Annotated in this window: 28 protein-coding genes and 1 pseudogene; 6 read left to right on the forward strand and 23 right to left on the reverse strand. The window is 61.8% G+C overall.

Annotated features, from left to right (window positions below):
• Positions 1-11: 11 nt before the first annotated feature.
• The 16 genes from BQ8482_RS26835 to BQ8482_RS40725 form a co-directional block, all read right to left on the reverse strand.
• On the reverse strand, positions 12-593 hold the full coding sequence (locus BQ8482_RS26835; protein ID WP_123150363.1) for a hypothetical protein: 582 nt from the start codon (positions 591-593) through the stop codon (positions 12-14).
• A 16-nt stretch (positions 594-609) separates the two neighbouring features.
• Positions 610-1,350, reverse strand: coding sequence for a cytochrome c biogenesis CcdA family protein (locus BQ8482_RS26840; RefSeq protein ID WP_123150364.1), 741 nt, complete (start codon positions 1,348-1,350; stop codon positions 610-612).
• Positions 1,351-1,382: 32 nt separating this feature from the next.
• Positions 1,383-2,138: a DsbA family protein gene (locus BQ8482_RS26845; protein WP_123150443.1), complete on the reverse strand. Its 756-nt coding sequence runs from the start codon at positions 2,136-2,138 to the stop codon at positions 1,383-1,385.
• Positions 2,139-2,206: 68 nt separating this feature from the next.
• Positions 2,207-2,896, reverse strand: coding sequence for an SCO family protein (locus tag BQ8482_RS26850; RefSeq protein ID WP_425294137.1), 690 nt, complete (start codon positions 2,894-2,896; stop codon positions 2,207-2,209).
• Positions 2,897-2,945: 49 nt separating this feature from the next.
• Positions 2,946-3,281: a hypothetical protein gene (locus BQ8482_RS26855; protein WP_123150444.1), complete on the reverse strand. Its 336-nt coding sequence runs from the start codon at positions 3,279-3,281 to the stop codon at positions 2,946-2,948.
• 11 nt (positions 3,282-3,292) lie between these two features.
• Entirely contained in the window at positions 3,293-3,820 is a 528-nt protein-coding gene (locus BQ8482_RS26860) for a TlpA family protein disulfide reductase (RefSeq protein ID WP_123150366.1), read from the reverse strand.
• Positions 3,817-4,431 (reverse strand): DsbE family thiol:disulfide interchange protein, encoded by a 615-nt coding sequence (locus tag BQ8482_RS26865; protein WP_123150367.1) that lies wholly within the window; start codon positions 4,429-4,431, stop codon positions 3,817-3,819. The genes BQ8482_RS26860 and BQ8482_RS26865 overlap by 4 nt, the downstream gene beginning before the upstream one ends.
• Positions 4,428-4,589: a hypothetical protein gene (locus BQ8482_RS38345; protein WP_165848728.1), complete on the reverse strand. Its 162-nt coding sequence runs from the start codon at positions 4,587-4,589 to the stop codon at positions 4,428-4,430. Before BQ8482_RS38345 ends, BQ8482_RS26865 begins: the two co-directional genes overlap by 4 nt.
• Positions 4,590-4,599: 10 nt before the next feature.
• Positions 4,600-5,007, reverse strand: coding sequence for a DUF411 domain-containing protein (locus tag BQ8482_RS26870; RefSeq protein ID WP_425294142.1), 408 nt, complete (start codon positions 5,005-5,007; stop codon positions 4,600-4,602).
• Positions 5,008-5,064: 57 nt separating this feature from the next.
• Entirely contained in the window at positions 5,065-6,486 is a 1,422-nt protein-coding gene (locus BQ8482_RS26875) for a multicopper oxidase family protein (RefSeq protein WP_123150369.1), read from the reverse strand.
• Positions 6,487-6,637: 151 nt separating this feature from the next.
• Complete coding sequence (locus BQ8482_RS26880) at positions 6,638-7,015, reverse strand: hypothetical protein (RefSeq protein WP_123150370.1); 378 nt, start codon at positions 7,013-7,015, stop codon at positions 6,638-6,640.
• Positions 7,016-7,173: 158 nt separating this feature from the next.
• Complete coding sequence (locus BQ8482_RS26885) at positions 7,174-10,341, reverse strand: efflux RND transporter permease subunit (protein WP_123150371.1); 3,168 nt, start codon at positions 10,339-10,341, stop codon at positions 7,174-7,176.
• Positions 10,338-11,807, reverse strand: a complete 1,470-nt coding sequence (locus tag BQ8482_RS26890; RefSeq protein ID WP_425294138.1) for an efflux RND transporter periplasmic adaptor subunit — start codon at positions 11,805-11,807, stop codon at positions 10,338-10,340. Before BQ8482_RS26890 ends, BQ8482_RS26885 begins: the two co-directional genes overlap by 4 nt.
• Positions 11,804-12,211 carry a FixH family protein gene (locus BQ8482_RS26895; RefSeq protein WP_123150373.1) on the reverse strand — a complete coding sequence of 136 codons (408 nt, stop codon included), beginning with the start codon at positions 12,209-12,211 and terminating at the stop codon, positions 11,804-11,806. The genes BQ8482_RS26890 and BQ8482_RS26895 overlap by 4 nt, the downstream gene beginning before the upstream one ends.
• A 127-nt stretch (positions 12,212-12,338) precedes the next feature.
• On the reverse strand, positions 12,339-12,686 hold the full coding sequence (locus BQ8482_RS26900; RefSeq protein ID WP_133254841.1) for a hypothetical protein: 348 nt from the start codon (positions 12,684-12,686) through the stop codon (positions 12,339-12,341).
• Positions 12,687-12,931: 245 nt separating this feature from the next.
• Positions 12,932-13,264: a transglutaminase-like cysteine peptidase gene (locus tag BQ8482_RS40725; RefSeq protein WP_208867839.1), complete on the reverse strand. Its 333-nt coding sequence runs from the start codon at positions 13,262-13,264 to the stop codon at positions 12,932-12,934.
• Here BQ8482_RS40725 and BQ8482_RS40380 point away from each other — a divergent pair.
• Positions 13,212-14,018: a c-type cytochrome gene (locus BQ8482_RS40380; RefSeq protein ID WP_342210986.1), complete on the forward strand. Its 807-nt coding sequence runs from the start codon at positions 13,212-13,214 to the stop codon at positions 14,016-14,018. The two genes, BQ8482_RS40725 and BQ8482_RS40380, sit on opposite strands and share 53 nt — an antisense overlap.
• A 127-nt stretch (positions 14,019-14,145) precedes the next feature.
• Here the strand turns inward: BQ8482_RS40380 and BQ8482_RS26915 are convergent, their stop codons facing one another.
• From BQ8482_RS26915 to BQ8482_RS26930, 4 genes are all read right to left on the reverse strand, one after another.
• Complete coding sequence (locus BQ8482_RS26915; protein ID WP_244602976.1) at positions 14,146-15,243, reverse strand: flavin-containing monooxygenase; 1,098 nt, start codon at positions 15,241-15,243, stop codon at positions 14,146-14,148.
• The gene (locus tag BQ8482_RS26920; protein WP_208867841.1) at positions 15,240-15,803 is read right to left on the reverse strand and encodes a L,D-transpeptidase; all 564 of its coding nucleotides are present in this window, start codon (positions 15,801-15,803) and stop codon (positions 15,240-15,242) included. Before BQ8482_RS26920 ends, BQ8482_RS26915 begins: the two co-directional genes overlap by 4 nt.
• Positions 15,804-15,814: 11 nt before the next feature.
• Entirely contained in the window at positions 15,815-16,504 is a 690-nt protein-coding gene (locus BQ8482_RS26925; protein ID WP_244602977.1) for a peptidylprolyl isomerase, read from the reverse strand.
• Between the two features lie 232 nt (positions 16,505-16,736).
• Positions 16,737-17,363 carry a DsbA family protein gene (locus BQ8482_RS26930; RefSeq protein ID WP_123150377.1) on the reverse strand — a complete coding sequence of 209 codons (627 nt, stop codon included), beginning with the start codon at positions 17,361-17,363 and terminating at the stop codon, positions 16,737-16,739.
• Positions 17,364-17,452: 89 nt separating this feature from the next.
• Between BQ8482_RS26930 and BQ8482_RS26935 the strand changes: the two genes are divergently transcribed.
• The 4 genes and pseudogenes from BQ8482_RS26935 (at position 17,453) to BQ8482_RS37840 (ending at position 20,343) form a co-directional block, all read left to right on the forward strand.
• On the forward strand, positions 17,453-18,367 hold the full coding sequence (locus tag BQ8482_RS26935; RefSeq protein WP_244602978.1) for a heparan-alpha-glucosaminide N-acetyltransferase: 915 nt from the start codon (positions 17,453-17,455) through the stop codon (positions 18,365-18,367).
• Between the two features lie 7 nt (positions 18,368-18,374).
• Complete coding sequence (locus tag BQ8482_RS26940) at positions 18,375-18,749, forward strand: DUF6894 family protein (RefSeq protein ID WP_123150378.1); 375 nt, start codon at positions 18,375-18,377, stop codon at positions 18,747-18,749.
• A gap of 142 nt (positions 18,750-18,891) precedes the next feature.
• A pseudogene (locus BQ8482_RS26945) lies at positions 18,892-19,808 on the forward strand (cation diffusion facilitator family transporter).
• Between the two features lie 10 nt (positions 19,809-19,818).
• Positions 19,819-20,343: a hypothetical protein gene (locus BQ8482_RS37840; protein ID WP_133254842.1), complete on the forward strand. Its 525-nt coding sequence runs from the start codon at positions 19,819-19,821 to the stop codon at positions 20,341-20,343.
• Positions 20,344-20,397: 54 nt separating this feature from the next.
• Here BQ8482_RS37840 and BQ8482_RS26955 read toward each other — a convergent pair whose 3' ends face one another.
• From BQ8482_RS26955 to BQ8482_RS26965, 3 genes are read right to left on the reverse strand one after another with little or no spacing between them, the layout of a single operon-like run.
• Positions 20,398-20,847: a c-type cytochrome gene (locus BQ8482_RS26955; protein ID WP_123150380.1), complete on the reverse strand. Its 450-nt coding sequence runs from the start codon at positions 20,845-20,847 to the stop codon at positions 20,398-20,400.
• Positions 20,848-20,883: 36 nt separating this feature from the next.
• Entirely contained in the window at positions 20,884-22,059 is a 1,176-nt protein-coding gene (locus tag BQ8482_RS26960; protein WP_123150381.1) for a ZIP family metal transporter, read from the reverse strand.
• A 35-nt stretch (positions 22,060-22,094) separates the two neighbouring features.
• The gene (locus BQ8482_RS26965) at positions 22,095-23,219 is read right to left on the reverse strand and encodes a multicopper oxidase domain-containing protein (RefSeq protein WP_123150382.1); all 1,125 of its coding nucleotides are present in this window, start codon (positions 23,217-23,219) and stop codon (positions 22,095-22,097) included.
• Positions 23,220-23,414: 195 nt separating this feature from the next.
• Between BQ8482_RS26965 and mntR the strand changes: the two genes are divergently transcribed.
• Positions 23,415-23,927: a manganese-binding transcriptional regulator MntR gene (gene mntR / locus BQ8482_RS26970; RefSeq protein ID WP_123150383.1), complete on the forward strand. Its 513-nt coding sequence runs from the start codon at positions 23,415-23,417 to the stop codon at positions 23,925-23,927.
• Positions 23,928-23,956 lie beyond the last annotated feature (29 nt).

Raw genomic sequence — 23,956 nt, forward strand, 5'->3', positions numbered from 1 at the left:
AGGACGGCTCCTCAGCCGTGCTGGTGCTCCTCGCCTCCGCCGCAGCCGCTCGACAGGTTCCACACCTCGACGAGTTTCTCGCCGGTGAACTGATGCTCGCGGATCAGGAACTTGCCGAGGCCGCCATAGACGCGCCAGCGCCAGCATTGGCAGCAGCACGGCCCCTTCTCGTCCGAGTTGTCCATCGCATATTGGTAGGCCTTCTGCTCATCAGGGGAGAGGGCCAGATCGAAGTAGCTCATCGCCTTTTGCGCAGTGCCCGCCGCAATGTCGTACGGGTCCTGCGGAATCTCCGGGACGGAGGCGTATTTCTTGAGCGCCTCCACCTGCTCGCCGTAACGATGCCTGTCCATCGGCGAGCAGCAGGACCCCTGCAGTCGCCCCACAGTCGACATCTTGGTAATCGAATCAGTGAACGCCGGCGAGCAGGTGCTGTTGCCGTGATTGCTCAGGAAATCGAAGCGCTCGTCGAGGGTCTGCTGCCCGGTAGCTTCGGCGAGCCGGGGCATGAGCGAGTTCAGCGCTAAAAAACCCACCGCGATCGAAAAGTCTCTGCGGGATAGGTTGCATCTGCATCCCACGTGCCTGATCATTTTCGTGCTCCTTTCCTCAGCCGATGCGGGTGAATATCGGGAAATTCTCCAGCAGCCAGAACGAAAAGACCGACAACTGCCCCGTGATCATGGCGAGTCCCATGGCGACCATGATCCCGCCAGCAGCGAACTGAAGCATCCGGCCCGCTCGCCGCATCGCTTTCAGCCGCCTGGCAAGACCGTCGGTGAACAGGGCGGCGAGCAGGAACGGTATGCCGAGGCCGAGCGAATAGATCGCGAGCAGCGCAATGCCTTGGCCGACCGTCGCCGACACGGCACCGACGGTCAGGATCGCGCCGAGGATCGGCCCGATGCACGGAGTCCAGCCGAAGGCGAAAGCAAGCCCGAGAACATAGGCCGATGCCCCATGTCCGCCCGGCATGTCGGAATGAAACCGCATCTCGCGCATCATCCAGGACGAACGCAGGAGGCCGGTGAGGAACAGCCCGAACAGGATGACGATCGCACCGCCGACGAGGTTGAGCTCGACGCGGTAGCTGAGAAGCATTTGACCCAGTGCCGTCGCGCTAGCTCCGAGGGCAATGAATACCGTCGAGAATCCGAGCACGAAGCAGAGGCTGAGACCCACTGCCGGCAAGCTGGGTGCAAACGCGCTGTCCGCCGCCACAACCGCCGGTTTCCGGCCTGCGACATAGGAGACGTATCCCGGCACGAGCGGCAGCACGCAGGGCGACAGGAACGAGAGGATGCCTGCCACGAATGCCGTCAGCACGCCGATGTTGGAAATCTCGAGCACCGGTCAGCGCCTTTCTTTTCTCGGCGACCGCGTCATTCTCCCTTCCTTGCCTGCTCGATGGCTTGCATCAACGTCGCCAGGTCGGTCGCACCCTGTAAAACCTGCTTGCCGGCGACAAATCCCGGCGTGCCGTTGATGTTGAGCGCCTGAGCGAGCTGCAGGTTGCGATCGATCGAAGCCTTGATCTCGGGGCTCTCCATGTCGGTCTTCAGGCGCTCGACATCGAGGCCGGCTTCGGCTGCGGCCTTGAGCACGACCGCCTCTGTTACTCTGCCCTTCACTTGATACAGTGCTCTGTGGAATTTCACGTAGCCTCCCTGCCGATGAGAGGCGAGCGCCGCTTTGGCTGCGAAGATGGAGTCCGGACCGAGGATCGGAAATTCCTTGTAGACGATCCGCAACTCGGGATCCGCGGCCTCGGCCTGCGCCATGATCGGCATCATCTGCCGGCAGTACGAACAATTATAATCGAAGAACTCGACCAGGGTGACGTTTCCCCGGACGTTGCCGCCGACCGGGCTCACCGGGTCTCGCAAGATTTCATCGGCCCGCTCGGCCAGGACGGCGCGTATCTGATCTCCTTGGGCTTGTCTCTGGCGAGCGTCGTATGCCTGCAAGGCCTCTACGACGACCTCGGGGTGGGCCAGAAGATAGTCGCGGACGCGTTGTTCAAACTCCGCCTGGGGCATGCTGTCGGCGCGGACCGGCGCCTGAGACACGATGGCACTCAGCAGAAGGGCGGGTGCGAACCAAATGATGACTCGTAGATACGTGCCGATGCTTGTCATGAAAGCCTCCCCCTGTTCCGTGTTGCCGCCCAGCTGTGGGCGGATCGGCTTGCCTATGTCGGTCCTCATCACCAATCCCACATCCAGCTCCGCCAGCTCTTCTTCTCGTGACCATGCGGGACGCCGACATCGTTGGTGAGCGCGTTGACGAAGGTGACGAGGTTGACGGGATCGAAGTTGAGACCGTGGAAATTCGCCTTCCATCGGCCGCCTTTGTCGATGGCGTGCGTGACGATGCCGTGCATCTGCATACCGTCGTCGGTCTTGCTGAACTTGTGGCCGAAGGCTTCCGCCAGCTTGCGGGTTGTGTCCTCCGGCTGATCCGGGGTCGTGGTCAGGAACAGCCAGTTCGCGGTGTCGAGCCCACGCGCGGCGGCGTAGTCACGCAGCACCTCGGGCGTGTCCTTCGATGGGTCTGTGGTGATGGTGACGAACCTGACGCGGTCCTTCATCGGCGTGGAGTTCACCATCGCCTGGATCTGTGCGAGCCGCTCGGTGTGCAGTGGACAGACGTCGGGGCAGGACGTGTAGATGAAATGCAAGATCAAGACCTTGCCGCGAAGGTCCGCAAGCTGGACCGCGCGGCCATCGGATGATTGCAGCTTGAAATCCGGCGCCGGCTTGTCGATGACCTGGAAATACTTCTCCTTGTCGCCGAGCATAGCATCGACTTCGTCAAGCGAGTGGGTCTGCGCTGCGGGCGCGAACGCCAAGACCCACACCAGGACGGCGATCCACAGTGTAAAGAAGCGCGTCAAACCTCCGGAAGTGGCAGGTCTGCAGAGGACGCTCTGGACCGATTTTGTTTCAATCACGGCTTGATCGCAGCTCCGTGGGATCGGACTCAGCCCCGGCCTGCTCGACGGCCTTTTGCGACATGGCATCGGTCGAGCATTGCCGACCAGTCAGTCGGCTCATGCAGAGGCCGAGCGCGCACATCGCGACGCAGGGAAGGACGCTGAGAATGAGGGGCGCAACTCCGGCGGCTACCAGCCAACTCCAGCCGAATGCAATCCCGATGACGGCGACGACGGCAGTCAGTGCGACCGGGCCGCGCCAGCCGCGGAGGTAGTAGCGAACGGCATGAAAAATATCGCGGCCGAGCGAAGCGTCGGACGGCTGGGAGGATTCGGTCGTGGTCATGTGTGGCTCCTTCATTTGGCTGCGATGCGATCACGGATGAACCCCAGCATCTCGGGGGAATCCCATTCGGCCGGGCCGACGACTCGGCCGACTTCGCGGCCTTGGCGGTCGATCAGGAGCGTCAGCGGGAGGCCGAACGCGCCGAGGGTGAACATCGCCTTGCTCGACGTGTCGATGTTGAGCGCGAGGTGCTTGACGCCGATCTCGTCGAAGAACTTCCTCACGGCTTTGTGTCCCTTGCGATCGACCGACAGCGCGACGACCTCGAAATCCGGTCCGCCGAGCTCAGCCTGGAGGCGATCGAGAGTCGGCATCTCCTTTCGGCAAGGGGCGCACCAGGTTGCCCAGATGTTCAGCAGCACGATCTTTCCCGAAAAATCGGCGAGCGTCCTCGGCTGGCCGTCCGCATCCTGGAATGAGATTTCCGGCACTGGCTGCGGCGTGTCATGGATGGCAAAGTTGGCTGGCGGCTCGGTGGCCAATGTCGCTTGGGTCAGAGCGAGCAACATGCCGAGCAAAGCGAGAGCGAGCGTCTTCATGGCTGCCGTTCCTTCGCTTCGGTCTGCAGGCGCTCGACGAGCGGCAAGATGGTTTCGTTGAGCGCCTGCTCCGTCACCGCGCCGATGTGCTTGTAGGCGATGTGTCCGTCGGCGCTGACCACGAAGGTCTCCGGCACGCCGTAGACGCCCCAGTCGATGGCGACGCGGCCATTCAGGTCTGCGCCGGTCCGCGCGTAGGGGTCGCCCATCGTGTCGAGCCACTGCGCCGCATCGTCAGGCCGGTCCTTGTAGTTGAGTCCATGTAGCGGCACCTTCTTGCTTGCTGCCAATTGCATGAACACGGGATGTTCTTCGCGGCATGCCACACACCAGGAAGCGAAGACGTTGATCAGCGAGACCTCGTGGCGAAGGTCGCTGCTCGACAGCCCAAGGGTGCGGCCCTGAACCGGCGGCAGACTGAACTCCGGCACGGCCTTGCCGATCAGCGCCGAGGGAATGTCGGTTGCGTTGCGCGTAAGCCCCCACGCGAGCAGGCCTGCAAGCACGGCGAAAAGCGTCACCGGCAAGAGGAAGACCAGCCGGCGCGGCACCATGCGCCGCTCAACTTCGGTCGGATCCGCATCGGCTCGGATGTCATCACCGGCGGTCATGGCGCGCTCGGGTGGTTGGTCCGGCGCCCGGTCAGTACGTACCGACCAAGTGCCGCGATCGCGAGCAGCAGAACCAGCAGGCCGAGCGTGCCGCCGGCCGAAATGAATGCCATAGCAAGCAAGCCGTTGAAACTGCATTCGAGGATGTCGGTTCCCATCGCTATGGCCTCATTCGGTTGAGTAGACCGTGGGCGGCTTGCCGTCCTTGGTGACTGCGTAAATCGTGAACGGCTCGGTCTTCTCGCCGCCCATGCCGGGAGAGCCCATCGGCATCCCCGGCAGAGCGATGCCCGCGATGTCAGGTCGCTCGGAAAGCAGCTTCCTGACGGTCTTCACGGGCACGTGCCCGTCGACGACATAGCCGTCGACGAACATCGTGTGGCAGCCTTGGAGGTTCGCGGGGACGCCCGCCTTGCTGCTGATCGAGGCGAGGTCGTTCGTCGGCTTGACCTCGACTTCGAAGCCGTTCTTCCGGAGGTAGTCGGCGTAACCTTCGCAGCAGCCACATTGCGGGTTCTTGTAGAGCGTCGCCTTGAGCGTTTCGTCGGCCTGGGCGAAGGAGAGCCCTGCTACCATGAGCGCGGTCAGGGCAAGGATGCGTAGCATGTTCGTTTCCTTTCTCGGTTCGGATATCTAAGCAACGCGGAGCACCGTCATCAGGCCCGCCGTCTGGTGGTCGGTCACGTGACAATGGAGCATCCAGTCTCCGGGACTGTCCGCGACGAAGGCGATTTCGACCGTGTCCTCGGGAGCAAGCAGCACCGTGTCGGCCCACTGGTTATGCGGGACCGCGGCCCCATTGCGCGCCAGCACCCGGAAGCTGAAACCGTGCAGGTGGATCGGGTGCCACCATGCGGTTCGGTTGCGTATCGTGACGAGGTGGCTTTTGCCGCGTGCCAGGTTGAACAGCGGCGCCATGCCCGCGTGACCGTCGCCCGTCATTGACGTGCCGTTGATCGACCAGACGGCTTGCCCCATGCCGGACATCCCGCCCATGCCATGCATCATGCCGCCGCCTTGCATCATGCCGCCACTCATCATGCCGCTGCCCATCATGCGGCTCATCATGCCGCCCTCGAGGGTCAGCTCACGACGTTCGGCGGCCGCCAGGTCCGGTTCGGGCAAAGGATTCGGTGGGAGCCGGATCGGCTCCGGCGTCTTCGTCCGAAGCGGCGGCTCATCCGAATAAGCGAACCGGCTCAGCTCGTATCCGAGCCCCTGGTAGAAATCGTCAGTGATCCGATAGCGACGACCGGATTCGCCTTGCATGTCGAGGAGAAGGTCGACGCGCATAGCGGGGCCGAGCAACAGGCGGCCGTCCTCGAGCTGGTGCGGATCGCATGGCTGCCCGTCTCGGGCGATGATCAGGGGATCATGCCCCTCGAAACGCAATGACATGATGCGCGCCAGCGAGCTATTCAGAAGCCGGAGCCGGATGCGCTCGCCAGCGCGGACGGGCTGATCTGCAGGGATAGTGCCGTTCAGGGTAACCGTATTGCCGACCCTTCCCGACATTCCGGCTTCCATCATGTTGCCGAAGCCGGCCGCGATCTGGCCCTGTTCATCGATGCGCCAGTCCGCCAGAACCCAGAGAACGTCGCGGTCGACAGGAGCGGGCTCCCGTTCTTCGACGATCAGCGCGCCGGCGAGGCCGCGGCCGAGCTGCTCCAGACTGTTGGCGTGCGGGTGGTACCAGAAGGTTCCGGCGTCGGGCGGGGTGAATTCGTAGAGGAAGGATTCGCCCGGTCGGATCGGCGGTTGCGTAAGGCCCGGCACGCCGTCCATGGCGTTCGGCAGCCTGATGCCGTGCCAGTGTACGGTCGTGTCCTGGTCGAGGCGGTTCTCGACCAGGAAGCGGACCGGCTCACCCTGGCGAAGGCGAAGCGTCGGGCCGGGAATGCTGCCGTCATAGGCCCATACAATAGTTGGCGGGTGGTCTGCGCCGGCAAGCTGCGCGCGCGCCGGCTCGGCGGCGAGCCGGAGTTCCTTGGGCGCCGCGGCTCGTGCCGGCCCCGATCGCAGCGGTGCTGTAAGCACCAGTCCGGCTCCCGCCATCAGCAGGCTCCGGCGCGACACGGGATAGCTAAAATCAGTACTCACGTTCGACCCTTCCGATCATCCTGGATGGCGAACGCGCCGCCGGCCTTTGACTGCCGGGAACACCCGTCCGATCAGGAAGAGTGCAAGGACGCGTTCTTTCGCTCGGCTAAGCTGCGTCAGGCAGCAGCCGGAGCGTCACGATGTCGGTGGTTCGGGGAGGACCGGGATTGGGAAGCGGCTCTGTGCCGTGGAGCGACGGATGAAGGACCGTGAAGGAGATCGGCACGTCACCGATCGCCATGGGCTCTGCCTGCGGAAGTACAGCAAGGACCGGAGTTACGCAGCCGCTGATGCAGATCATGGCCTTGCCGTTGCTGCCGCCCGTCGGCAGACACGCTTTGCAGTCGCCATTGTCCATCGCGGCCATATCGGACGCCATTTTTGCCGCCATGTCGGAAGCCTGGACATAAGACGAAGCCATGCCCGCCGTCACAAAGACGGCGAGGAAGAAAACGAAGACCCGTCGAACCGACCAGTGCCTCATAGCGGACCAAAGATCGCCTTAAACTGTGCCGAAAACAAGTCTGCTTGAGTGATTGCTACTTCACGTCATCGTCATCGCATGATTGTGGGAATGAAGTCCATCCCGACGCATGTTTGCGGGCTCCCTTGGTTTGGTTGGGTTACTACAAATGGAGTCTGCTATTCTGCCGCGAGCTTGAGTTCGGCCGGCATCGTCTGAAGTTGGCTCTCGGCCCATTCGGGCAGGCGCCAACCCTTCACGATGCCGTACACCGCAGGAATGACAATCAGCGTCAGCAGCGTCGAGGAGATCATACCGCCGATCATCGGCACGGCGATGCGCTGCATGACCTCCGAGCCGGCGCCGGTGCTCCATAAGATCGGCAATAGTCCGGCCATGATGGCGACGACCGTCATCATCTTCGGCCGAACACGCTCAACTGCTCCAACCATGATCGCCTTGTGAAGGTCGGCTTTGGTCAGATGCCTTCGATGATGCTCGGCTTGCTCCTTCGCCTCGTTCCATGCGTTCTCGAGATAGATCAGCATGATGACTCCGGTTTCCGCCGCAACGCCCGCCAGCGCGATGAAGCCGACGGCGACCGCGACCGACGTGTTGAAGCCAAGCCACCACATCATCCAGATGCCGCCGACCAGCGCGAAGGGCAGCGACAGCATGACGATGAGTGTCTCGGTGAGAGCCCGGAAGTTCAGGTAGAGCAGCAGGAAGATCAGCGCCAGCGTCAGCGGCACGACGATCTTGAGGCGCGCCTCGGCGCGCTGCAGATACTCGAACTGACCGCTCCACTCGATGGAATAGCCCGCAGGCAATTTGACCTCGGCGGCGACGGCCTGTTGCGCCTCGCTGACATAGCCACCAAGGTCTCGTCCGGCGATGTCGACGAAGATGTAAACCGCGAGTTGCCCGTTCTCGGTGCGGATCGAGGTCGCGCCGCGTGTCAGTTCGACCTTGGCGACCTCGCCGAGCGGGACGGAGCCGCCATCCGGCAGGGCGATCTGCACCTCTCGCGCGATCGCGTCGGGATCGCTACGGGAGGCCCGTGGATAGCGGATTGCGACGCCGTACCTTTCGCGGCCCTCGACCGTCGAGGTGATCGTTTCGGCGCCGAGCGCCATCGAGATCACATCCTGGACGTCACCGATGGACAGTCCGTAGCGGCCAAGCGCCATGCGATCTGGCACGATGTCGAGGTAATAGCCGCCGATCACCCGCTCGGCATAGGCGCTGGATGTGCCGGGCACCGCCCTGAGTACCGCCTCGATCTGACGTGCGACCTTTTCCATCTCGGAAAGATCGGTGCCGTAGACCTTGACACCGACCGGCGTCCGAATGCCGGTCGAGAGCATGTCGATGCGCGCGCGGATAGGCATCGTCCAGGCGTTCGAGACGCCTGGAAACTGCAGCGCCGCGTCCATCTCAGCTTTCAGGCTGTCTGTCGTCACGCCCGGCCGCCACTCCGATTTCGGCTTGAGATTGATAATGGTCTCGAACATCTCCGTCGGCGCCGGGTCGGTCGCGGTCTGTGCGCGTCCCGCCTTGCCGAAGACCGACTCGACTTCAGGGAACGACTTGATGATGCGGTCCTGCATTTGCATGAGTTCGGCGGCCTTGGTCACCGACAGGCCCGGCAAGGTCGTTGGCATGTACATCAGCGTGCCCTCATCGAGGTTCGGCATGAACTCGCTGCCGAGCTGGCGCGCCGGCCAGACGGTCACTGCAAGGGCGGCAATCGCGAGCAGGATCGTGAACGTCTTTGCCCGCAGCACGCCGGCGATGATCGGCCGGTAGAGACCGATCAGCAGCCTGTTGAGCGGATTCCTGTGTTCCGGGATTATGCGTCCGCGCACGAAGACGACCATCAGCGCGGGCACAAGCGTCACCGACAGAAGTGCGGCCGCCGCCATGGCGAAGGTCTTGGTGAAGGCGAGCGGCCCGAACAGCCGCCCTTCCTGGCTTTCCAGCGTGAAAATCGGCAGGAACGAAACCGTGATGATCAGCAGGCTGAAGAACAGCGCTGGCCCAACCTCGGCTGCAGCCTTGATCAACACCTCGATGCGGGGCTTGCCCGGAGGCGCGCGTTCCAGGTGTTTGTGGGCATTCTCGATCATGACGATCGCGGCGTCGATCATTGCGCCGATGGCGATCGCGATGCCGCCGAGGCTCATGATGTTGGACCCCAGCCCGAGCGCCTTCATGGCTGCGAAAGCCATGAGGATGCCGACCGGCAGCATGATGATGGCGACCAGCGCGCTCCGCACATGCAGCAGGAAGACGATCGTGACCAGGGCCACGACGATGCTCTCCTCGACCAGCGTCGACTTGAGCGTTTCGATCGCAGCGTCGATCAGCTTCGAGCGATCGTAGACCGGAACGATCTCGGTATCCTCGGGCAGGCTTTTGCCGATCTCGGCGAGCTTCTCTTTGGCATTGTCGATGACGGTCAGCGCATTGGCGCCGACACGCTGCAGCACGATGCCGCTTGCGACCTCGCCCTCGCCGTTGAGCTCGGCGATGCCGCGCCTCTCGTCTGCCACGATCTCGACCGAGGCGACGTCACCCAATCGCAGCGGTACGCCGCTGACCGACTTCAACGCGATGCTTTCGATGTCGGACACACTCTTCAGGTAGCCGCGTCCGCGCACCATGAATTCGAACTCGGAAATCTCGACCGTGCGCCCGCCCGTGTCCATGTTGCTCGCGCGCACCGCCTCGCCGATCTCGGCAAGCGTCACGCCCTGGGCACGCATCCGCGCCGGATCGACGACGATCGAATATTGCTTGACGAAGCCGCCGACGCTCGCGACCTCCGAGACGCCCTCGGCCTTTGATGCGGCAAAGCGGATGACCCAATCCTGCAGGGATCTGAGTTCGGCGAGCGAGAGTTCCTTGGCGACCACTGCATACTGGTAGACCCAGCCAACGCCGGTCGCGTCCGGCCCGAGCGCCGGCGTAACGCCGTCCGGCAGGCGGCTGGCCGCTGCATTCAGATATTCGAGCACGCGGCTGCGCGCCCAGTAAGGATCGGTGCCGTCCTCGAAGATCACATACACGAAAGAGACGCCGAAGAAGGAGAAGCCACGCACCACCTTCGACTTCGGTACCGTCAGCATCGATGTCGTCAGCGGATAGGTAACCTGATCCTCGACCACTTGCGGAGCCTGACCCGGATAGTCGGTGAGCACGATCACCTGCACGTCGGAGAGGTCCGGTATTGCATCGAGCGGCAGGGTGCGTACTGCGTAGACGCCGGCCGCCGAGGCCAGCACGGTGGCGAAAAAGATCAGGACGAGGTTGCGCGCCGACCACGTGATGAGATTGCTGATCATGGCTGCGCTTCCGGCGTGAGTGCGGAAAGCGCGGCCTTCAGATTGCTTTCGGCGTCGATCAGGAAATTGGCAGAGACGACGACGCGTTCGCCTTCGGCGATGCCCTCCGTGATTTCGCGCATGCCGTCGCCGCGCATGCCGATCTTGACGTCGCGGGGCTCAAAACGGCCTTCACCCTTGTCGACGATCACGATCTGGCGCGCGCCCGTGTCGATGACGGCGCCGTCAGGCACCGTCACGACAGGCTCGGCCGCGCCGGTGGCGATCTCGACCTCGGCATACATGTTCGCCATGAGGAGCCGATCGGGATTGGGCAGTTCGATGCGCAGCCGCGCGGTGCGCGTCTGGCCCTGGATTTCGGGATAGATCAGGCTGACCTTGCCCTCGAACGTCTTGCCCGGCAGGCTGCGGATGCGCACAGCTGCCTTGTCCCCGACCCGAACCGAGCTCAACTCGTATTCCGGCACGTCCGCCACCGCCCAAACGACGGAGACATCGGCGATCCGGAACAGCGTTTCTCCTGCTTCGGCCATCATCCCGTCGACGGCCATCCGTTCGAGGACGACGCCGCTTCGCGGGGCGGTTAGCGTGACCGATATCGGCACTTTCTTCGTCTTCTCGATTTCCTCGATCGCCTCGGCCGGGACTGCGAGATTTTCGAGGCGCTGGAAGCTGCCGCTAGCGGCCTTGCGTCCGCCGCCGCTTTTCAGGTCGGCAGCGTAGAGCGCTCCAGCAGCCGCAATTTCTTTGGCATAGAAGCGTACGAGTGGCTGACCCTGCTCGATTATGTCTCCAGTTGTGATGGCCGCCACCTCCTCAAGGAAGGCCTCGGTGCGGATCGACACGACGCTGACACGGCGTTCATCTAGGACGATTGTGCCCGGCACCCGGACGGGGCGCGAGATCGCGCTTTTCGCCGCCAGCGCGGTCTTGACGCCAGAGCGCTGAAGCCTCCCGGCCGAAACCTTAACGACAGACGCATCGTCGGCCTCGCCCTCGTACACGGGGATGTAGTCCATCCCCATCGAGTCCTTCTTCGGGACCGGAGATGTATCCGGCAGCCCCATCGGGTTGCGATAGTAGAGGATGCGCCGCTCGCCCGAGGTGATGCTCGCAGCATCATTCTTCGTACCGTTGTCTTCCGTGCCTTCCGGCACGGACACGGCGTCAAAACTCACGTCCTCGCTGGCGTGGACGGCGACGAATTCACGTCCATCGCCGGTGCGCTTCGGCGTTACCGAATAGGCTGGCTCGCCGTCTGGATGCCGGTAATAGACAATCGGACCACTGACGGCAGGTGGAGTCGCTGTCGGCTCCGGCTCGCCGCCCAGTGCGCGCTCCACGAAAGTCCCCGTCATCCGGGAAATGTCCGTCGCCGAGAGGCCGTGCTGCCCAACCCAGTACCCGCCGGCGCCCGCGGCCGAAAGGGCCGCAAGGACGGTGATGCGTGCGATCGCGCCCATCATTCCACCGCCTTCAACACCAGCTTGCTTTGTACCGTCTCGGCTTCGCCCTGGACCTTGGCCGCAAGCGAGAATTGCCAGCCACCCGCCATCGTGAGGTTCGTCTTGAAGCGATAGACGCCGGGCTGGTTGGAGGGCATCGCCTCGACCGATGTCGTCATTGCCTCCATCCCGTCCGGAGCCATGTCCATGCGGGTGGCGAAGATGACCGCGTCGCTGACAGGTGTGCCGTTTCTCTTGTCGACGAGCCGCACCGCGACCGTGGCGGTTTCGCCCTGCTTGACCTCGTTCTCGAGGAGTTCGAATGCATAGTCCGCGCTTCCGGCATTCGCTGGACCGTAAGCGGTCGCGGCAACGACTGCGGCGAACGCCCCCGCCAGAGCGCGCCGATTGATCTGAATTCGCATGATTTCCAAATTCCTGTGTTTTCGCCGGATCACAGCCGGCGCATACTATCTCGTGGCGAAAAGCCACGCCCCATCGCCGCGCGAATCTTCGCACGGTGTTAGACGGCCGCTGGCCGTCTCGGATGGCTCAGGCTTTGGGAGGTCTGGGGTGAGGTTCGTGGTGAAGCGAGGCGCCGGGAGAATATCCATGCGGCGGAATCTTGCTTCCGATGACCGAGGGACCGAGAAGCGACTCGTCGGCGGACGCCATTGCCGAGGTGAACGCTGTCAGGCACAGCGCCACCAGCGGGCAGCCCTTGCCGCAATCCGGGAGTGCTGGGGGATTGTCTGGACACGGCATGCCGTCCGCCATTTCCATCGGCGCGGGCGCGGCCATTGCCGGGACAGTCACGGAAGACGCGAGCGGCCCGAGCAGAAGCCCGAGGACAGCAAGAAACGCCAGCAGTCGACCGATGGATGGCAGCGAGGTCATCATGGAAAGTCTGGCATAGCGCGCTCCGATTGAAAAGGCGCTCACCAAAATGTCACAGCTAGCTCCGGCACGACCGGTCCGATGCCGCAAAGGAATGTTCACTGGAACGTGTCGCCCGAGTGCCTGATGCGCTTTTGCGTCAACTAGAGCCCGCTTTAGCACTTCTTCAAATGACATCCTATGGCGAGCCATGACCCTGCAGTGGTTTAAACCATAGGGGATTCAGAAGAACGCCAATCCGGGAGATACTAACAGAGGGAATGAAGTCGAGGTCGGCGCATATGCGCATTGCCGCGGACAGCGCCTCTGTCGAGGCTACGTGCGTGTCGCCATCGCCGACTGCCCAAGCGCGCTCCCACAGCACGGCAAGCAGGTGCGCACCGCTTGCCATAGAGATCGGCGTCCCTGACCGGGCGAACGGCCCTATTGACCTCCGCCGTAATGGCGGCAAGCTTTCCAAGCAAGTCCCTGGAAATTGGAAGCAGTGCCTGCTCTGCCGGTTTTACCGAGCACTCAGCAGGATAGCGCTTGCAGAATTCGAAGTGGCCGATTGGTTGCCTCGTCAGCCGACCTATCACCATGCTGCTCGGATGTGCCGAAGCGGTCGACGAGATTGGAACAGCAAACAACAAAGTTGCAAGGATTCCCCCCATAATCCCAGTGGCACTCCGCCTCATATGCCCGCCCCGTATCAGAGATGTTCTATTTTTTAATCAAAGGTTAATCGGGGCTGTCTTGATGTCAATGCAGTCGTGCAACACTCCTCGGCTTCGTCAGTTCTCTGTGGTGCGCCCACTGGCGGCGCTCTCGGGTGCTACGGCCCTGGTCCTGATCTGGCTGTTCGGAGCAAGCCCCGGCGAAACCGCGGCGATTGCACAGGGGCGGCAGCTCTATGCCGCGAACTGCGCCTCCTGCCACGGAGCCAACCTCGAAGGCCAGCTCGACTGGAAGAGGCCGCTGCCGTCGGGACGCATGCCCGCCCCGCCGCACGACGCGTCCGGGCACACTTGGCACCACCCGGACGGGGTGCTGTTCCGGATCACTAAGGAAGGCCCCGCCGCTGTCGTGGGCGGCGGCTACGAGAGCGACATGCCGGGATTCCGGGGTGTGCTGAGCGACAAGGAAATCCGCGGCGTCCTCGCCTTCATCAAAAGCACCTGGCCGGAGCGGGAGCGCCGAGCAGCCGCGCGGAGGAGAAGATACAGTGAAGGCGCTTGCCGTCCTTGCAAGCGCGAACGCGGGCCCAGCAATCCGTGGGCAAGGGCTCTGTACGAGGAGCCGCAGCCCTTGCCCGAACTGGCCTTCGCGACGCTCGGAAGAGCCGCGATCCTTTGAGCGCGGCAATGTGGTGCTGCCCATGAATGAGCGACGTAGCGCGCCCTGCCGGCTGAAATGCCCACGCTCGACCGGCTGCGGGAGCGGTTCGGTGACAAGAAACGCGAGGTCGTTGCCCCTTTTCGGATCAGGCACGGCGCCACGCCTGTCCGTCGGCGGCGATTGCATGTTCGTATTGCCCCATTATCTGACTGACGATGATTTCAGCGTCGCGGCCGACCCCCATGACGAGTGCCGAGGCTCTGTTTCTCTGCCAGGAGCGGCCGACAAAATAGAGGCCTGGCACTGGCGAACGGCCTTCAACGTGAAGAAATGCGCCGCCTTGTGTCGCGCCTGGAATTTGAACCCACGAACTATTGTCTCTGTACCCTACCGACCAGATTACGGTCGAAACCTCGGCGGTCGAGCCATCCTGAAATATCGCTACCGACCCGGATGCTTCCGTCAGCCGCGGCGTCATTCGGACTCCAAGCCGTTCGAGGCTGGCAATGCCGCGGTCGCGATCAGGAAATGCGTCAGCCTTCCTCATCTTGCGCCCAATCAGAGAATCCGGTGCTGCGCGAAGCAGGCCGAGCAGGTCCAGCCACCACCAGACGCTCTTGCCGAGAATTCGCTCGGGGAAGAGTTTCCTGGGCTTTCCGGTGGCAAGCATGGTCGGGTGAAACGAAGCGAGCTCGGCCGCGATGTCTCTGCCGCTCGCCCCGTCTCCCACAACGAGAACTGGGCCGGAAGCGACTCGGGAGGGCGCGTTATAAGTGTCGGCTGTAAGCTGTTTGACTGCCATGCCGAACCCTTTGGAGATCGGGGGGATGAGCGGAACTTGGAAACCGCCGGTCGCGATGATGACCCGGGACGCCTCGATCGTCGCGCCGTTATCCAAGAGGGCCGCGAACTCGCATTGGCCGGTTCGTGTCAGGCGAACGACCCTTGTCCCAAGCCGCAGCGGGAGGGAAAATGTTGAGGCGTACGTCTCGAGATAGTCCGCGAACTCGTCGCGCGTGGGATACTGCTCACGGTTTCCCCCGAGCGCCAGCCCAGGCAGGGCGCTGTACTGCCGCGGCGTAAACAGCGTCAGCGAAGCGTAGCGCTGGCGCCAGCTATCACCGACGCGGGCGGCGGCGTCGACGATAAGGAACGTCAATCCGGCGTTCCGCAGGTGATATCCTGCAGCGAGCCCAGCCTGGCCACCACCGATCACCAGCACGTTCATGTGCTGGACCGTCACAACACAATCACTTCGGCGCCGATCGGCACGCGTTCATAGAGCTCTTTCACGTGCTCGTTAAGCATACGAATGCAACCGTTCGAAACCGCCCTGCCGATCGTCCAGGGCTCCGTCGTCCCATGGATGCGGTAAAAGGTGTCGCGGCCGGCGCGGTAGAGATAGAGGGCGCGCGAGCCGAGCGGGTTTCGAGATCCGCCCTTCATCCCGCCGGCATACCTGGCGTACTTGGAGGGATTGCGCCGGATCATATTGTCCGTCGGGCGCCAGGACGGCCATTTCACCTTCCGACCTACAACCGCCCTCCCCTTGAATGCCAGCCCTGCCTTGCCGACGCCGACGCCGTAGCGCCGGGCGGCACCCAGATCCTCCACGAGGTAGAGAAATCTCGCCGCCGGATCGACCACGATGGCACCGGGCTTGAATTGACCCGGAAACTCGACCAACTGCGGTTGAAAGACAGGATCAAGCACGAAGGGCTTCCGCCGCTTGTGCGCCCACGCCAGGCCCGGCGCTGCGATCGCGCCGAAAATGCCGAGCAGGAAGGCACGACGTGTCGCCATGGCCGTCCGCCTCACTCGGCGCCGTGATCGTGTCCATCGTCCGCGGCGGGCGGAGCGACATCCGGCACCAGCTTCTCGACGGTCGCGGCTGCTCGCAGGTCGGCCATGATGGACTGTGTGGCGGCGGCTTCCAGAGAGTCCCTGATCTGCCCGGACAACGCCTCGAACGAGGGCGCAGGCCGGGTGCGGCGGTCCTCGAGCTTTACAATGTGGAAGCCGAAGGCGCTGGCGACGGGCTCGCGCGTGTACTGGCCGGGCTCAAGTCCGACTGCCGCCGCTTCGATTTCAGCCATGGTCTGGCCGGGCGTCAAATAGCCCAGGTCACCTCCACTTGCCTTCGACGCCTCGTCCTTCGAGCGCTCGCCGGCAAGCGTCGCGAAGTCCTTGCCTGCGTCTAGCTCTGCGATTACGTCGCGTGCTTCGGCTTCTGTGGAAAGCAGCATATGTCGCAGACGGGACTCTTGGGCAGAAGGCATCCGCCCAATCTGGTCGTCGTAAGCCTTGCGGACCGCCTCCTCGTCCACGCGCTTGGCGACCTCGCGGGCCACGAACACGGAGCGCAGCGTCTGTGCCTCGAAGAACGCCATCTGCCGCTTGTAGGCTTCGTCATTGGTAACGTTCGCCGCCTTGGCGGCATCGGCGGCGAGCCGCAGCCCGATCAGTTCATCCACCACCGCCGAGAGCCGCGCATCTTCCGGCATGTCTCCAAGGCGGTTCGCATACATTCCCGTGGCGAAGGCAACATCCGCCGAGGTGATGTCGACGCCGTTTACTCGTGCGAGGACTTTATCGTTCTGGGCAGCCGCAGGGGTAGCGGCTGAAATGCAGGAAGCGATCAGCAACGCCTTGAGGATCGATCTCGGGGCAAGGCGCCTAAGGAGTTGCATTTGCGCGTGACATGCACCGTGCGTCGTGTGTCTCATAGTCATCGGGCTACTCCGCCGCCGCGATCATCGGATCGACGATCGCGCTGAATTGTTCGATGGTGAGAGCACCCTTGCGCATCTCGCCATTGATAAAGAACGTCGGCGTTGAATCGACGCCATGAACCTGGCCCGCCAGCATCACTTGGGTGATTTTGTCCAGAAGCGCCTGGTCGCTGAGGCAGGCCTCGACCGCCGAACCGCTCATGCCGGTCATTCCCATGATCGACTTCAAGGCGGAGGTCGCGTCCGAGACCCGGGCCCATTTGTCCTGGGTGCGGTAGAGAAGGTCGACTGTGGGATACCATCTGTCCTCGCCGGCGCAGCGGGCGAGCATGAAGCCGCCGGAGGCGCGAGGATCGAATGGGAATTCGCGCATGATGAAGCGCACCTTTCCGGTATCGACGTACTTCTCCTTCACGGCGGGCCAGATTTCGACGTGGAACGTCCGGCAATGCGGGCATGTCAGGGACGCATACTCGATAACCGTGACCGGAGCGTCCGCGCTGCCGAAGTCCTGTTCGGGTAATGGCCCTGGCTTCAGAAGTTGCTCGGGCGTGGACGCGGCGACGGCCGTATACGGTTTGGAAAGGATTGCCAGCGCGGACGCCCCGGCAATAAAATGGCGGCGGTTCATGATCACTCCTTTTTTGTGTGTCGAAGTTTAGGACCTCTAGCAGGTTGAGGTGCAAGGGCGGCTAAGGGCGAACGCAACAAAATGCCTGAATGGGGTTGATCCTCAAGCAGGTTGAGGTTCGAAAATCCTGCCATCGCTTGTCGACTTGTTTGGAATTGTCTTGGTCCAGTCGCACCCGTAATCGGCTCGTCGGTTTGGACGCGATACGCGGAACGGCCATTCTTGGCGTGGTGGTCTTCCACCTGATCTGGGACCTGGAGTTCGCAGGCCTTGTCGACGGAATCGCTCGGCATCCCGCGTGGCTCGCGTTCGGGCGCTTCCTTGCCGGTACGTTCATGGCGCTTGTGGGCGTCAGCCTTGTCCTCGCCCATCCCGATGGCGTTCGGTGGCGGCCGTTCGCGCGCAGGCTGGGAATGATTGTACTGTCGGCTGTCGCGATCACACTAGTTACGTGGCTGATATTTCCGTCCACATTTGTCTACTTCGGAATCCTCCACGGGATCGCAGCGGCGACCCTGATCGGCTGTGCCTTCCTAAGGCTGCCTCTGGCGGCCGCACTCGCAACTGGGACAGCGATGCTCATTCTGCCTTTCGCCGTTTCTTACTCCGCTTTCGATACGCGATGGTTGGCATGGATCGGGTTCGCCGTCGATCCTCCGGCGAGCAACGACTATGTGCCCGTTTTTCCATGGGCTGGTTTGACGCTTGTGGCAATCTCGGCGACGAAGTTTTTGCGTTTGCACGACTTGTTGAGGCTGGTGGGCAGACCCCTGCCCCGGAGGTACGCTTTCACGGCGCTGGTCTGGATGGGTCGACACAGCCTCGCCATCTATCTTTTGCATCAACCCTCTTCTGCTCGCCCTGATCCTTCCCCTGGCGCGGAGTTTTGCGTAGTCGCTTCTGTCGTTTACCGGTCTTACTTCGGATCGGGCGGATCGACCAAGGCGCAAGCGCCGCACCATAGGCCGGAAACTGGCGGCGCTCGATCACGAGCACACGGCTGATGCTGCCATGTTCGGCACTCCCGATTTCCTCCGTGCACCAAGTCCTATCGCGCGAAAGTTCCGCGTTGTCGTCGCGATCGACCGTTTCCACTTTGAACCTTTCGGCGGCGGCCTCGTTGGAATGGAATGCCTCGCTACTATTTCGAATTATCGGGCTGGCGGTGAGCTCTATACCGACGATCAAGGGTTGGAACTAGAGGAGTTGGCCTCAGCCAAAGACCAGGCCCTGAAGATATTGGCAGAAATCAGCCAAGACACACTGCCACACCCTGACCGCGCGGAACTGGCGATTTCGGTTCGAGACGAGGCTCGGCGTCTGCTTTTGATGGCGACCCTGGTCCTCGAAGCAAGAAACAGTGTCGTTCAAAGCGAAACGGGCTAGCTTGTTCGGATGAGTTGTCAGCCGGGCGAGCGGCATCGATGCTCTTCTGGTCAAACGGTGCCGTTTGCCTGGCTTGATCAGCCGAAACCAGTTTTCAGGCACTCTCCCGATCGGATTGTGGAAGGAAACGAAGTAGGAGCCCATGCAACAAGGTCATAGTCACGGCACAACCGCGGTCACGGGCAAAACGGCCAGCGGGCGCTACCAGCGCAACCTTACCTGGGCGCTCGGGCTGACACTGACTTACTTGGTCGCCGAGACAATTGGCGCTTTCGTGACCGGCAGTCTGGCTTTGCTCGCCGACGCAGCGCATATGCTGACCGATGTCGGTGGATTGGCGCTCGCGCTCCTGGCCATCCGTTTTGCGATGCGCCCCGCTACGCCAAAGAAGACTTACGGCTATCTGCGTGCGGAAATCCTTTCCGCTCTTTTGAACGCGGTCGTATTGCTGGCGCTCACCGGATACATTCTTTTCGAGGCGTATCAGCGTTTCCAAAATCCGCCCGAAGTGCTGAGCTTGCCGATGTTGATCGTGGCTGTGATTGGCCTCGTCGTGAACCTCATCAGCATGCGCCTGCTCTCTGGAGGATCGTCCGAAAGCCTTAACGTTCAGGGCGCCTATTTCGAAGTCCTCAGCGACATGCTCGGCTCTCTCGGCGTTATCGTAGCCGCACTCGTCATCATGTGGAGTGGGTGGACGCTGGCGGATCCAATCATCGGCGCCCTGATTGGCTTGTTCATTGTACCGCGCACCTGGCGGTTGATCAGCCAGGCGGTTCACATACTGCTTGAGGGAGTTCCGCCGAATGTGGATCTGGGGCTGCTGGAAAAAGCCCTGAAATTTCAGGTATCGAAGCAATTCACGACCTTCACGTGTGGACGATCACCTCAGGGCTGGATTCGATGAGCGGACATATCGTCGTGACGGATATGAGCGAAGCGCCCCACATCCTTCGAGCAGTGCGGGTCGCCATGAAGGAGAAATTTGGTCTCGAACATGTCACAGTTCAAATCGAAGATGAGGAATTGCGCGCCGAAGAGGCGCCGTCCCAAATCTAGAGGACGAGACGTGTCTAAGTGCATCGCAGCTTTGCTCATCGCCTCGACCTCGTCATTCCTGTCGCAGACCGATACGTTGCTTTCGGCGTCTTCCGAAGAGGTGCCGATCGGAATATTTCTTTGGTTTCCTGGTCCCGGAGCACCCAAATCCGATGCCGACTGTCAGGCCCTTGTGGAGAGGGTAAAGCCTTCAAAGAAACAGGTTGAACAATGGCTTTGGGGCAGGACGCCGGATGTCGATCCAGGTATGGGACCGTATTATCTTGTCCTCTCGGATAACCGAATGGAGCCGACGTTCTCCGCTGAAGGGGATCTTGACGGCGGCGACGTGAAGCTCGGACCGACGAAGGGCGGCGAAACTCCATTTACTCTCGTTCCCGACGATCATCCTGACACAACGATCACGGGAACGATTGTTGCAAAGCCAGGCAGCCAAGTGTTAGCGGTGACGCTTCACGATATCCCCGTTGACGACGCCGGCAAGGATCGGACTGTTTACTACTGTCGTTTCGAAGAGCCTGCGACAGAAACCTGACGGTCAGCAAAAGGCGGCTGCTAGCCAATTCCTCATGCCGATCCAGGGACCAAGCTATTCAGGTACTCGATATGCCCCATGGCAGCTTGAGCACGCCTGCCCGACTTTTTTGAACGGAACCCTTATTGCATCAAGATCCCCAGCCTCTGAAGCGGCCAGAAGCGCTTTGACGGCGGCGTCGAACCGCTCCATTTCAGCCTTGAATTCGTCCGGCTTTTCCCAGACTGCTGGCGCCGCACGACTGGCGTGGTCGCTTGTTCCGGACGTGAACTGTTCGCTGGCTTGATGGCATTTCTCATGCATGGCAGCGATGCTGGCACGCGCAAGGCGTGCATCGAATTCCCGGCGGCCGTTCAGCATCTCGCCTAGCGTCTTCATGGTTTGCGCCATTTCCTTCATCACCGTCATGCGTTCGGCGATGACCCCCATGGCGCCCTCATGGGCCAATGAACCGGTGGCAACCAGCGCAGAGACGGCAACCACGGTCAGACGATATTTGTACATTTCAGAACGGCGGTTTGTCGGAAAACGCGATTGCGATCAGATTTTCACGAGCATCGCCGTAGCATACATGAAGCCGACTCCGGCCGCCAGACCCGCAAGAACAGATGGAGAAAAGATGGCAGCCGGTCCTCGCCGCTCGGAATGCATCAGATAGAGGCTCACCTCAACGATCACCTGCAAGATAGCTCCGGCTCCGACAGCTAGCGCCAGCGCCGACCAATGGGGGGCGTAAGCGAGGCTGCCGATCCACATTCCGATCACGGCTGGACCACCGGCGAGCAGTGCGAGACCCGCGAACGTCCATAGCGGCGGTCTCACCTTCAACATCGGTGCAGCGATGCCGATTCCTTCGGTAACGTTGTGAAGTGTGAAGCCCATCACGAGGAATGTGCCCAGCCCCGCAGCCCCGGCGGCGAAAGCAGCGCCGATCGCCAACCCTTCGCCGAGATTGTGAAGGCCGATGCCGAAAGCGATATAGGTGGCAAGCGCAAGGCCGCTCGGTCGACCCTCACGTCGCGAAACGCCCATCAGGAGAAGGAAGCTTGCCGCTGCGGCCAAAACGACCATCGTGGGACCCTGGAAGATCGCGGCGGATTCGCCGGCGAACTCCAACGCGTCCTCGAAGGTGTCCACGAGCAGAAAACCGAGCAGGCCGATGGTCATCGCCAGCAGGAAGTTCATAGTTGCGGGGCCGGCCCCGCGCAGGGCCGGATAGAACATCAAGCCGACTGCGACCGGAAGAATGCCGACGAATGCGCCGAGCAGGGCCTGCGGGACCAAGTTCCCGGACGTAGGCACCGGCGTTGGCACCGCGACGGGAATTTCATGGTCGAATGTCGCACCTGTATTGGTGACGAATGTGACCTTATGAGCCTCGCCAAGAACCCAAGGGAATGGAACGCTCACCCAGGCGGTGTCCCCTCGCGCGATCGCACCCGCAGGATCTTGCGTGAACTCCCAATATGCCGCGTCGACCTGGACTTGGGCGATCGACATCGGTTCCGATCCACCAGCCCTGACCAGCAGGCGAAGCCCGTTTGAATCAAGGATCGTCCGCTCGACAGTCAGATTTTCGACGGGCGGCGCACCATTGTTGAAGCTGGATAGCGGATTGGCCGAATACAGCCATGCGATGGCGATGGCCAAGACGGCGAGTGGCGCCAGAAGCCAGACCAGATTGGCTCGCTCACGTTTGATCGGGACGCCGTTCATCAACTCCTCGCTTTTTCGGAGAGACACGTGTTCGTTCACGATACCGCCTCCACCACATCGAACATGCCCATCCAGCCAAGCTCAGTGAACTCGGATTGATGCGCGTGAAACATGTAAAGGCCCGGCTCGTGGTCCTTGAAAGTAAATTCCAGTATGCCGCGCTGAGCCTGGCACTGTGTGATGAGGTCGACCGTCTTCAGGGTCGGTGTCAGTGTGGTGCCCTGGTCGTAATAGTCGAAGAAGTTGGCATGCAGATGGAAGGAGTTGATCGGGTCGAACTCGGTGACGTTGACCAGATAAATCCGGACCGGCCGATCGCGCGCGAGCTTGATCGGCTTTTTCGCATAGCAATGGGCAATCGTGTTGCAGGCGTAAAATTCGTTCTCGCCGTCGAAACTCGTATCGAAGGCATTCATCACCATTGCCATCTCCTGCCACTCGGCATTCTCCGGCGAACCGAGAAGACGAGACCGCGCCACGTCTGCCTGGTCAGGATGACGTTCCGGATCAGGGTCGATGACGAACAGCCCGTACATTCCCTTGTGGATGTGGCGGGCGAGCGGAAGTGCATGGCAGTGATAGAGGTGACAGCCGAATGGCTTCGCCTCGAACTCGTAGACGAACTCGTCGCCCGGATTGATCAGCCCTGCACCTGGAACGCCATCCATGCGCGCAGCGTGGATGCCATGAAAGTGCATCGAGTGCGGATGCGAGCCGTTGTTCCTGAAAACGATCCTGAGCCGCTCGCCTTCCATCGCGCGGAGCGCCGGTCCAGGTACGCGGCCGTTGAAGGTCCAGGCCGGGAACATGACCCCCGGGGCAATCTCGATTTCCTTGTCCTCGGCGGTGACTTCGAACGTACGAAGCTTGCGACCATCCGGCATGGTTGAGACGGTTCCGGTATACCATTCCGTCAGCATCGCGGTCGGATCAAAGCCGTTGCGGGCGTTGTCGACATCTCCGACCGTGATCATCGCGCCGTGGGCAGACCTATGGTCGGGTTTTGCGTTGGCGCCCGACGCTGGCGGGGCCTGGTGCCCGGCCCCGTGGCTGGACTGGCCGGCCGCGCGGCCGGCGCTTAATGCGGCACCGCCTGCCGCCAAGAGCCCCGCTCCCAGGAAACCGCGGCGAGCCGGATTGAATGACAACCATTGTCGCATGGCAGAGGAGACTCCAATTAGCAATTTCGATTAATAAAAGCATAGCACCTCAATTATAGCAATAGCTATATTGCAGAGGCCGGGCTGAGCCCCTGCGACTCTCGTGCGTATGAAAAAGAATTGCATGTCGATAGCAAAACCAATAGCCTTGGCTATGATTGTTGGTTAAGGTGAGAATATCCAAGGAGATGAGGCATGGTCGATAATGCGGTTTCCGGCGAAAACCCTGGCGCTTTGGTTGACGCTGGCACGCAAGTCGAAAGTTTCCGCCAAACAAGAAGCAACCGGCGCAGCGAACTGGTGGAAGACTACGTCGAATTGATCGCCGACCTCATCAACCATGACGGCGAGGCGCGCCAGGTCGATATCGCCCAGCGGCTGGGAGTAGCGCAACCGACCGTTGCGAAGATGCTGAAGCGGTTGGCGGCCGATGGCCTGATCCAGCAGCGTCGCTATCGTGGCGTGTTCCTTTCGGCGGAAGGAAAATTGCTCGCCGAACGAAGCCGGGCCCGACACCAAATTGTCGAATCGTTCCTTTGCGCGCTTGGGATCAGCACGGAAACTGCTCGGATTGATGCTGAAGGGATCGAGCATCACGTGAGCGCTGAGACTTTGGAAGCTTTCCGGGCATTTCTTCAGCAGAGATCGCGAGGCCAGACAAAAACGACGAGCCCTGCTCGGCCAAAGGATGACACGGAGAGCAACTAGCAGCTTGCGTCGGCAGCCGAGGTGTCCGC

The sequence above is a fragment of the Mesorhizobium delmotii genome (genome assembly GCF_900149755.1).
GTDB lineage: Bacteria > Pseudomonadota > Alphaproteobacteria > Rhizobiales > Rhizobiaceae > Mesorhizobium > Mesorhizobium delmotii.

Excerpts from the sequence above, each read along its gene's own strand:
- BQ8482_RS26835 (WP_123150363.1), bottom strand. The coding sequence starts at position 593 with ATGATCAGGCACGTGGGATGCAGATGCAACCTATCCCGCAGAGACTTT.
- BQ8482_RS26845 (WP_123150443.1), bottom strand. The coding sequence starts at position 2,138 with ATGACAAGCATCGGCACGTATCTACGAGTCATCATTTGGTTCGCACCC.
- BQ8482_RS26855 (WP_123150444.1), bottom strand. The coding sequence starts at position 3,281 with ATGACCACGACCGAATCCTCCCAGCCGTCCGACGCTTCGCTCGGCCGC.
- BQ8482_RS26860 (WP_123150366.1), bottom strand. The coding sequence starts at position 3,820 with ATGAAGACGCTCGCTCTCGCTTTGCTCGGCATGTTGCTCGCTCTGACC.
- BQ8482_RS26865 (WP_123150367.1), bottom strand. The coding sequence starts at position 4,431 with ATGACCGCCGGTGATGACATCCGAGCCGATGCGGATCCGACCGAAGTT.
- BQ8482_RS38345 (WP_165848728.1), bottom strand. The coding sequence starts at position 4,589 with ATGGGAACCGACATCCTCGAATGCAGTTTCAACGGCTTGCTTGCTATG.
- BQ8482_RS26870 (WP_425294142.1), bottom strand. The coding sequence starts at position 5,007 with ATGGTAGCAGGGCTCTCCTTCGCCCAGGCCGACGAAACGCTCAAGGCG.
- BQ8482_RS26875 (WP_123150369.1), bottom strand. The coding sequence starts at position 6,486 with ATGGCGGGAGCCGGACTGGTGCTTACAGCACCGCTGCGATCGGGGCCG.
- BQ8482_RS26880 (WP_123150370.1), bottom strand. The coding sequence starts at position 7,015 with ATGAGGCACTGGTCGGTTCGACGGGTCTTCGTTTTCTTCCTCGCCGTC.
- BQ8482_RS26885 (WP_123150371.1), bottom strand. The coding sequence starts at position 10,341 with ATGATCAGCAATCTCATCACGTGGTCGGCGCGCAACCTCGTCCTGATC.
- BQ8482_RS26890 (WP_425294138.1), bottom strand. The coding sequence starts at position 11,807 with ATGATGGGCGCGATCGCACGCATCACCGTCCTTGCGGCCCTTTCGGCC.
- BQ8482_RS26895 (WP_123150373.1), bottom strand. The coding sequence starts at position 12,211 with ATGCGAATTCAGATCAATCGGCGCGCTCTGGCGGGGGCGTTCGCCGCA.
- BQ8482_RS26900 (WP_133254841.1), bottom strand. The coding sequence starts at position 12,686 with ATGATGACCTCGCTGCCATCCATCGGTCGACTGCTGGCGTTTCTTGCT.
- BQ8482_RS40725 (WP_208867839.1), bottom strand. The coding sequence starts at position 13,264 with ATGGTGATAGGTCGGCTGACGAGGCAACCAATCGGCCACTTCGAATTC.
- BQ8482_RS26920 (WP_208867841.1), bottom strand. The coding sequence starts at position 15,803 with ATGGCGACACGTCGTGCCTTCCTGCTCGGCATTTTCGGCGCGATCGCA.
- BQ8482_RS26925 (WP_244602977.1), bottom strand. The coding sequence starts at position 16,504 with ATGCCGGAAGATGCGCGGCTCTCGGCGGTGGTGGATGAACTGATCGGG.
- BQ8482_RS26930 (WP_123150377.1), bottom strand. The coding sequence starts at position 17,363 with ATGAACCGCCGCCATTTTATTGCCGGGGCGTCCGCGCTGGCAATCCTT.
- BQ8482_RS26935 (WP_244602978.1), top strand. The coding sequence starts at position 17,453 with ATGGGGTTGATCCTCAAGCAGGTTGAGGTTCGAAAATCCTGCCATCGC.
- BQ8482_RS26940 (WP_123150378.1), top strand. The coding sequence starts at position 18,375 with ATGTTCGGCACTCCCGATTTCCTCCGTGCACCAAGTCCTATCGCGCGA.
- BQ8482_RS26955 (WP_123150380.1), bottom strand. The coding sequence starts at position 20,847 with ATGTACAAATATCGTCTGACCGTGGTTGCCGTCTCTGCGCTGGTTGCC.
- BQ8482_RS26960 (WP_123150381.1), bottom strand. The coding sequence starts at position 22,059 with ATGAACGGCGTCCCGATCAAACGTGAGCGAGCCAATCTGGTCTGGCTT.
- BQ8482_RS26965 (WP_123150382.1), bottom strand. The coding sequence starts at position 23,219 with ATGCGACAATGGTTGTCATTCAATCCGGCTCGCCGCGGTTTCCTGGGA.
- mntR (WP_123150383.1), top strand. The coding sequence starts at position 23,415 with ATGGTCGATAATGCGGTTTCCGGCGAAAACCCTGGCGCTTTGGTTGAC.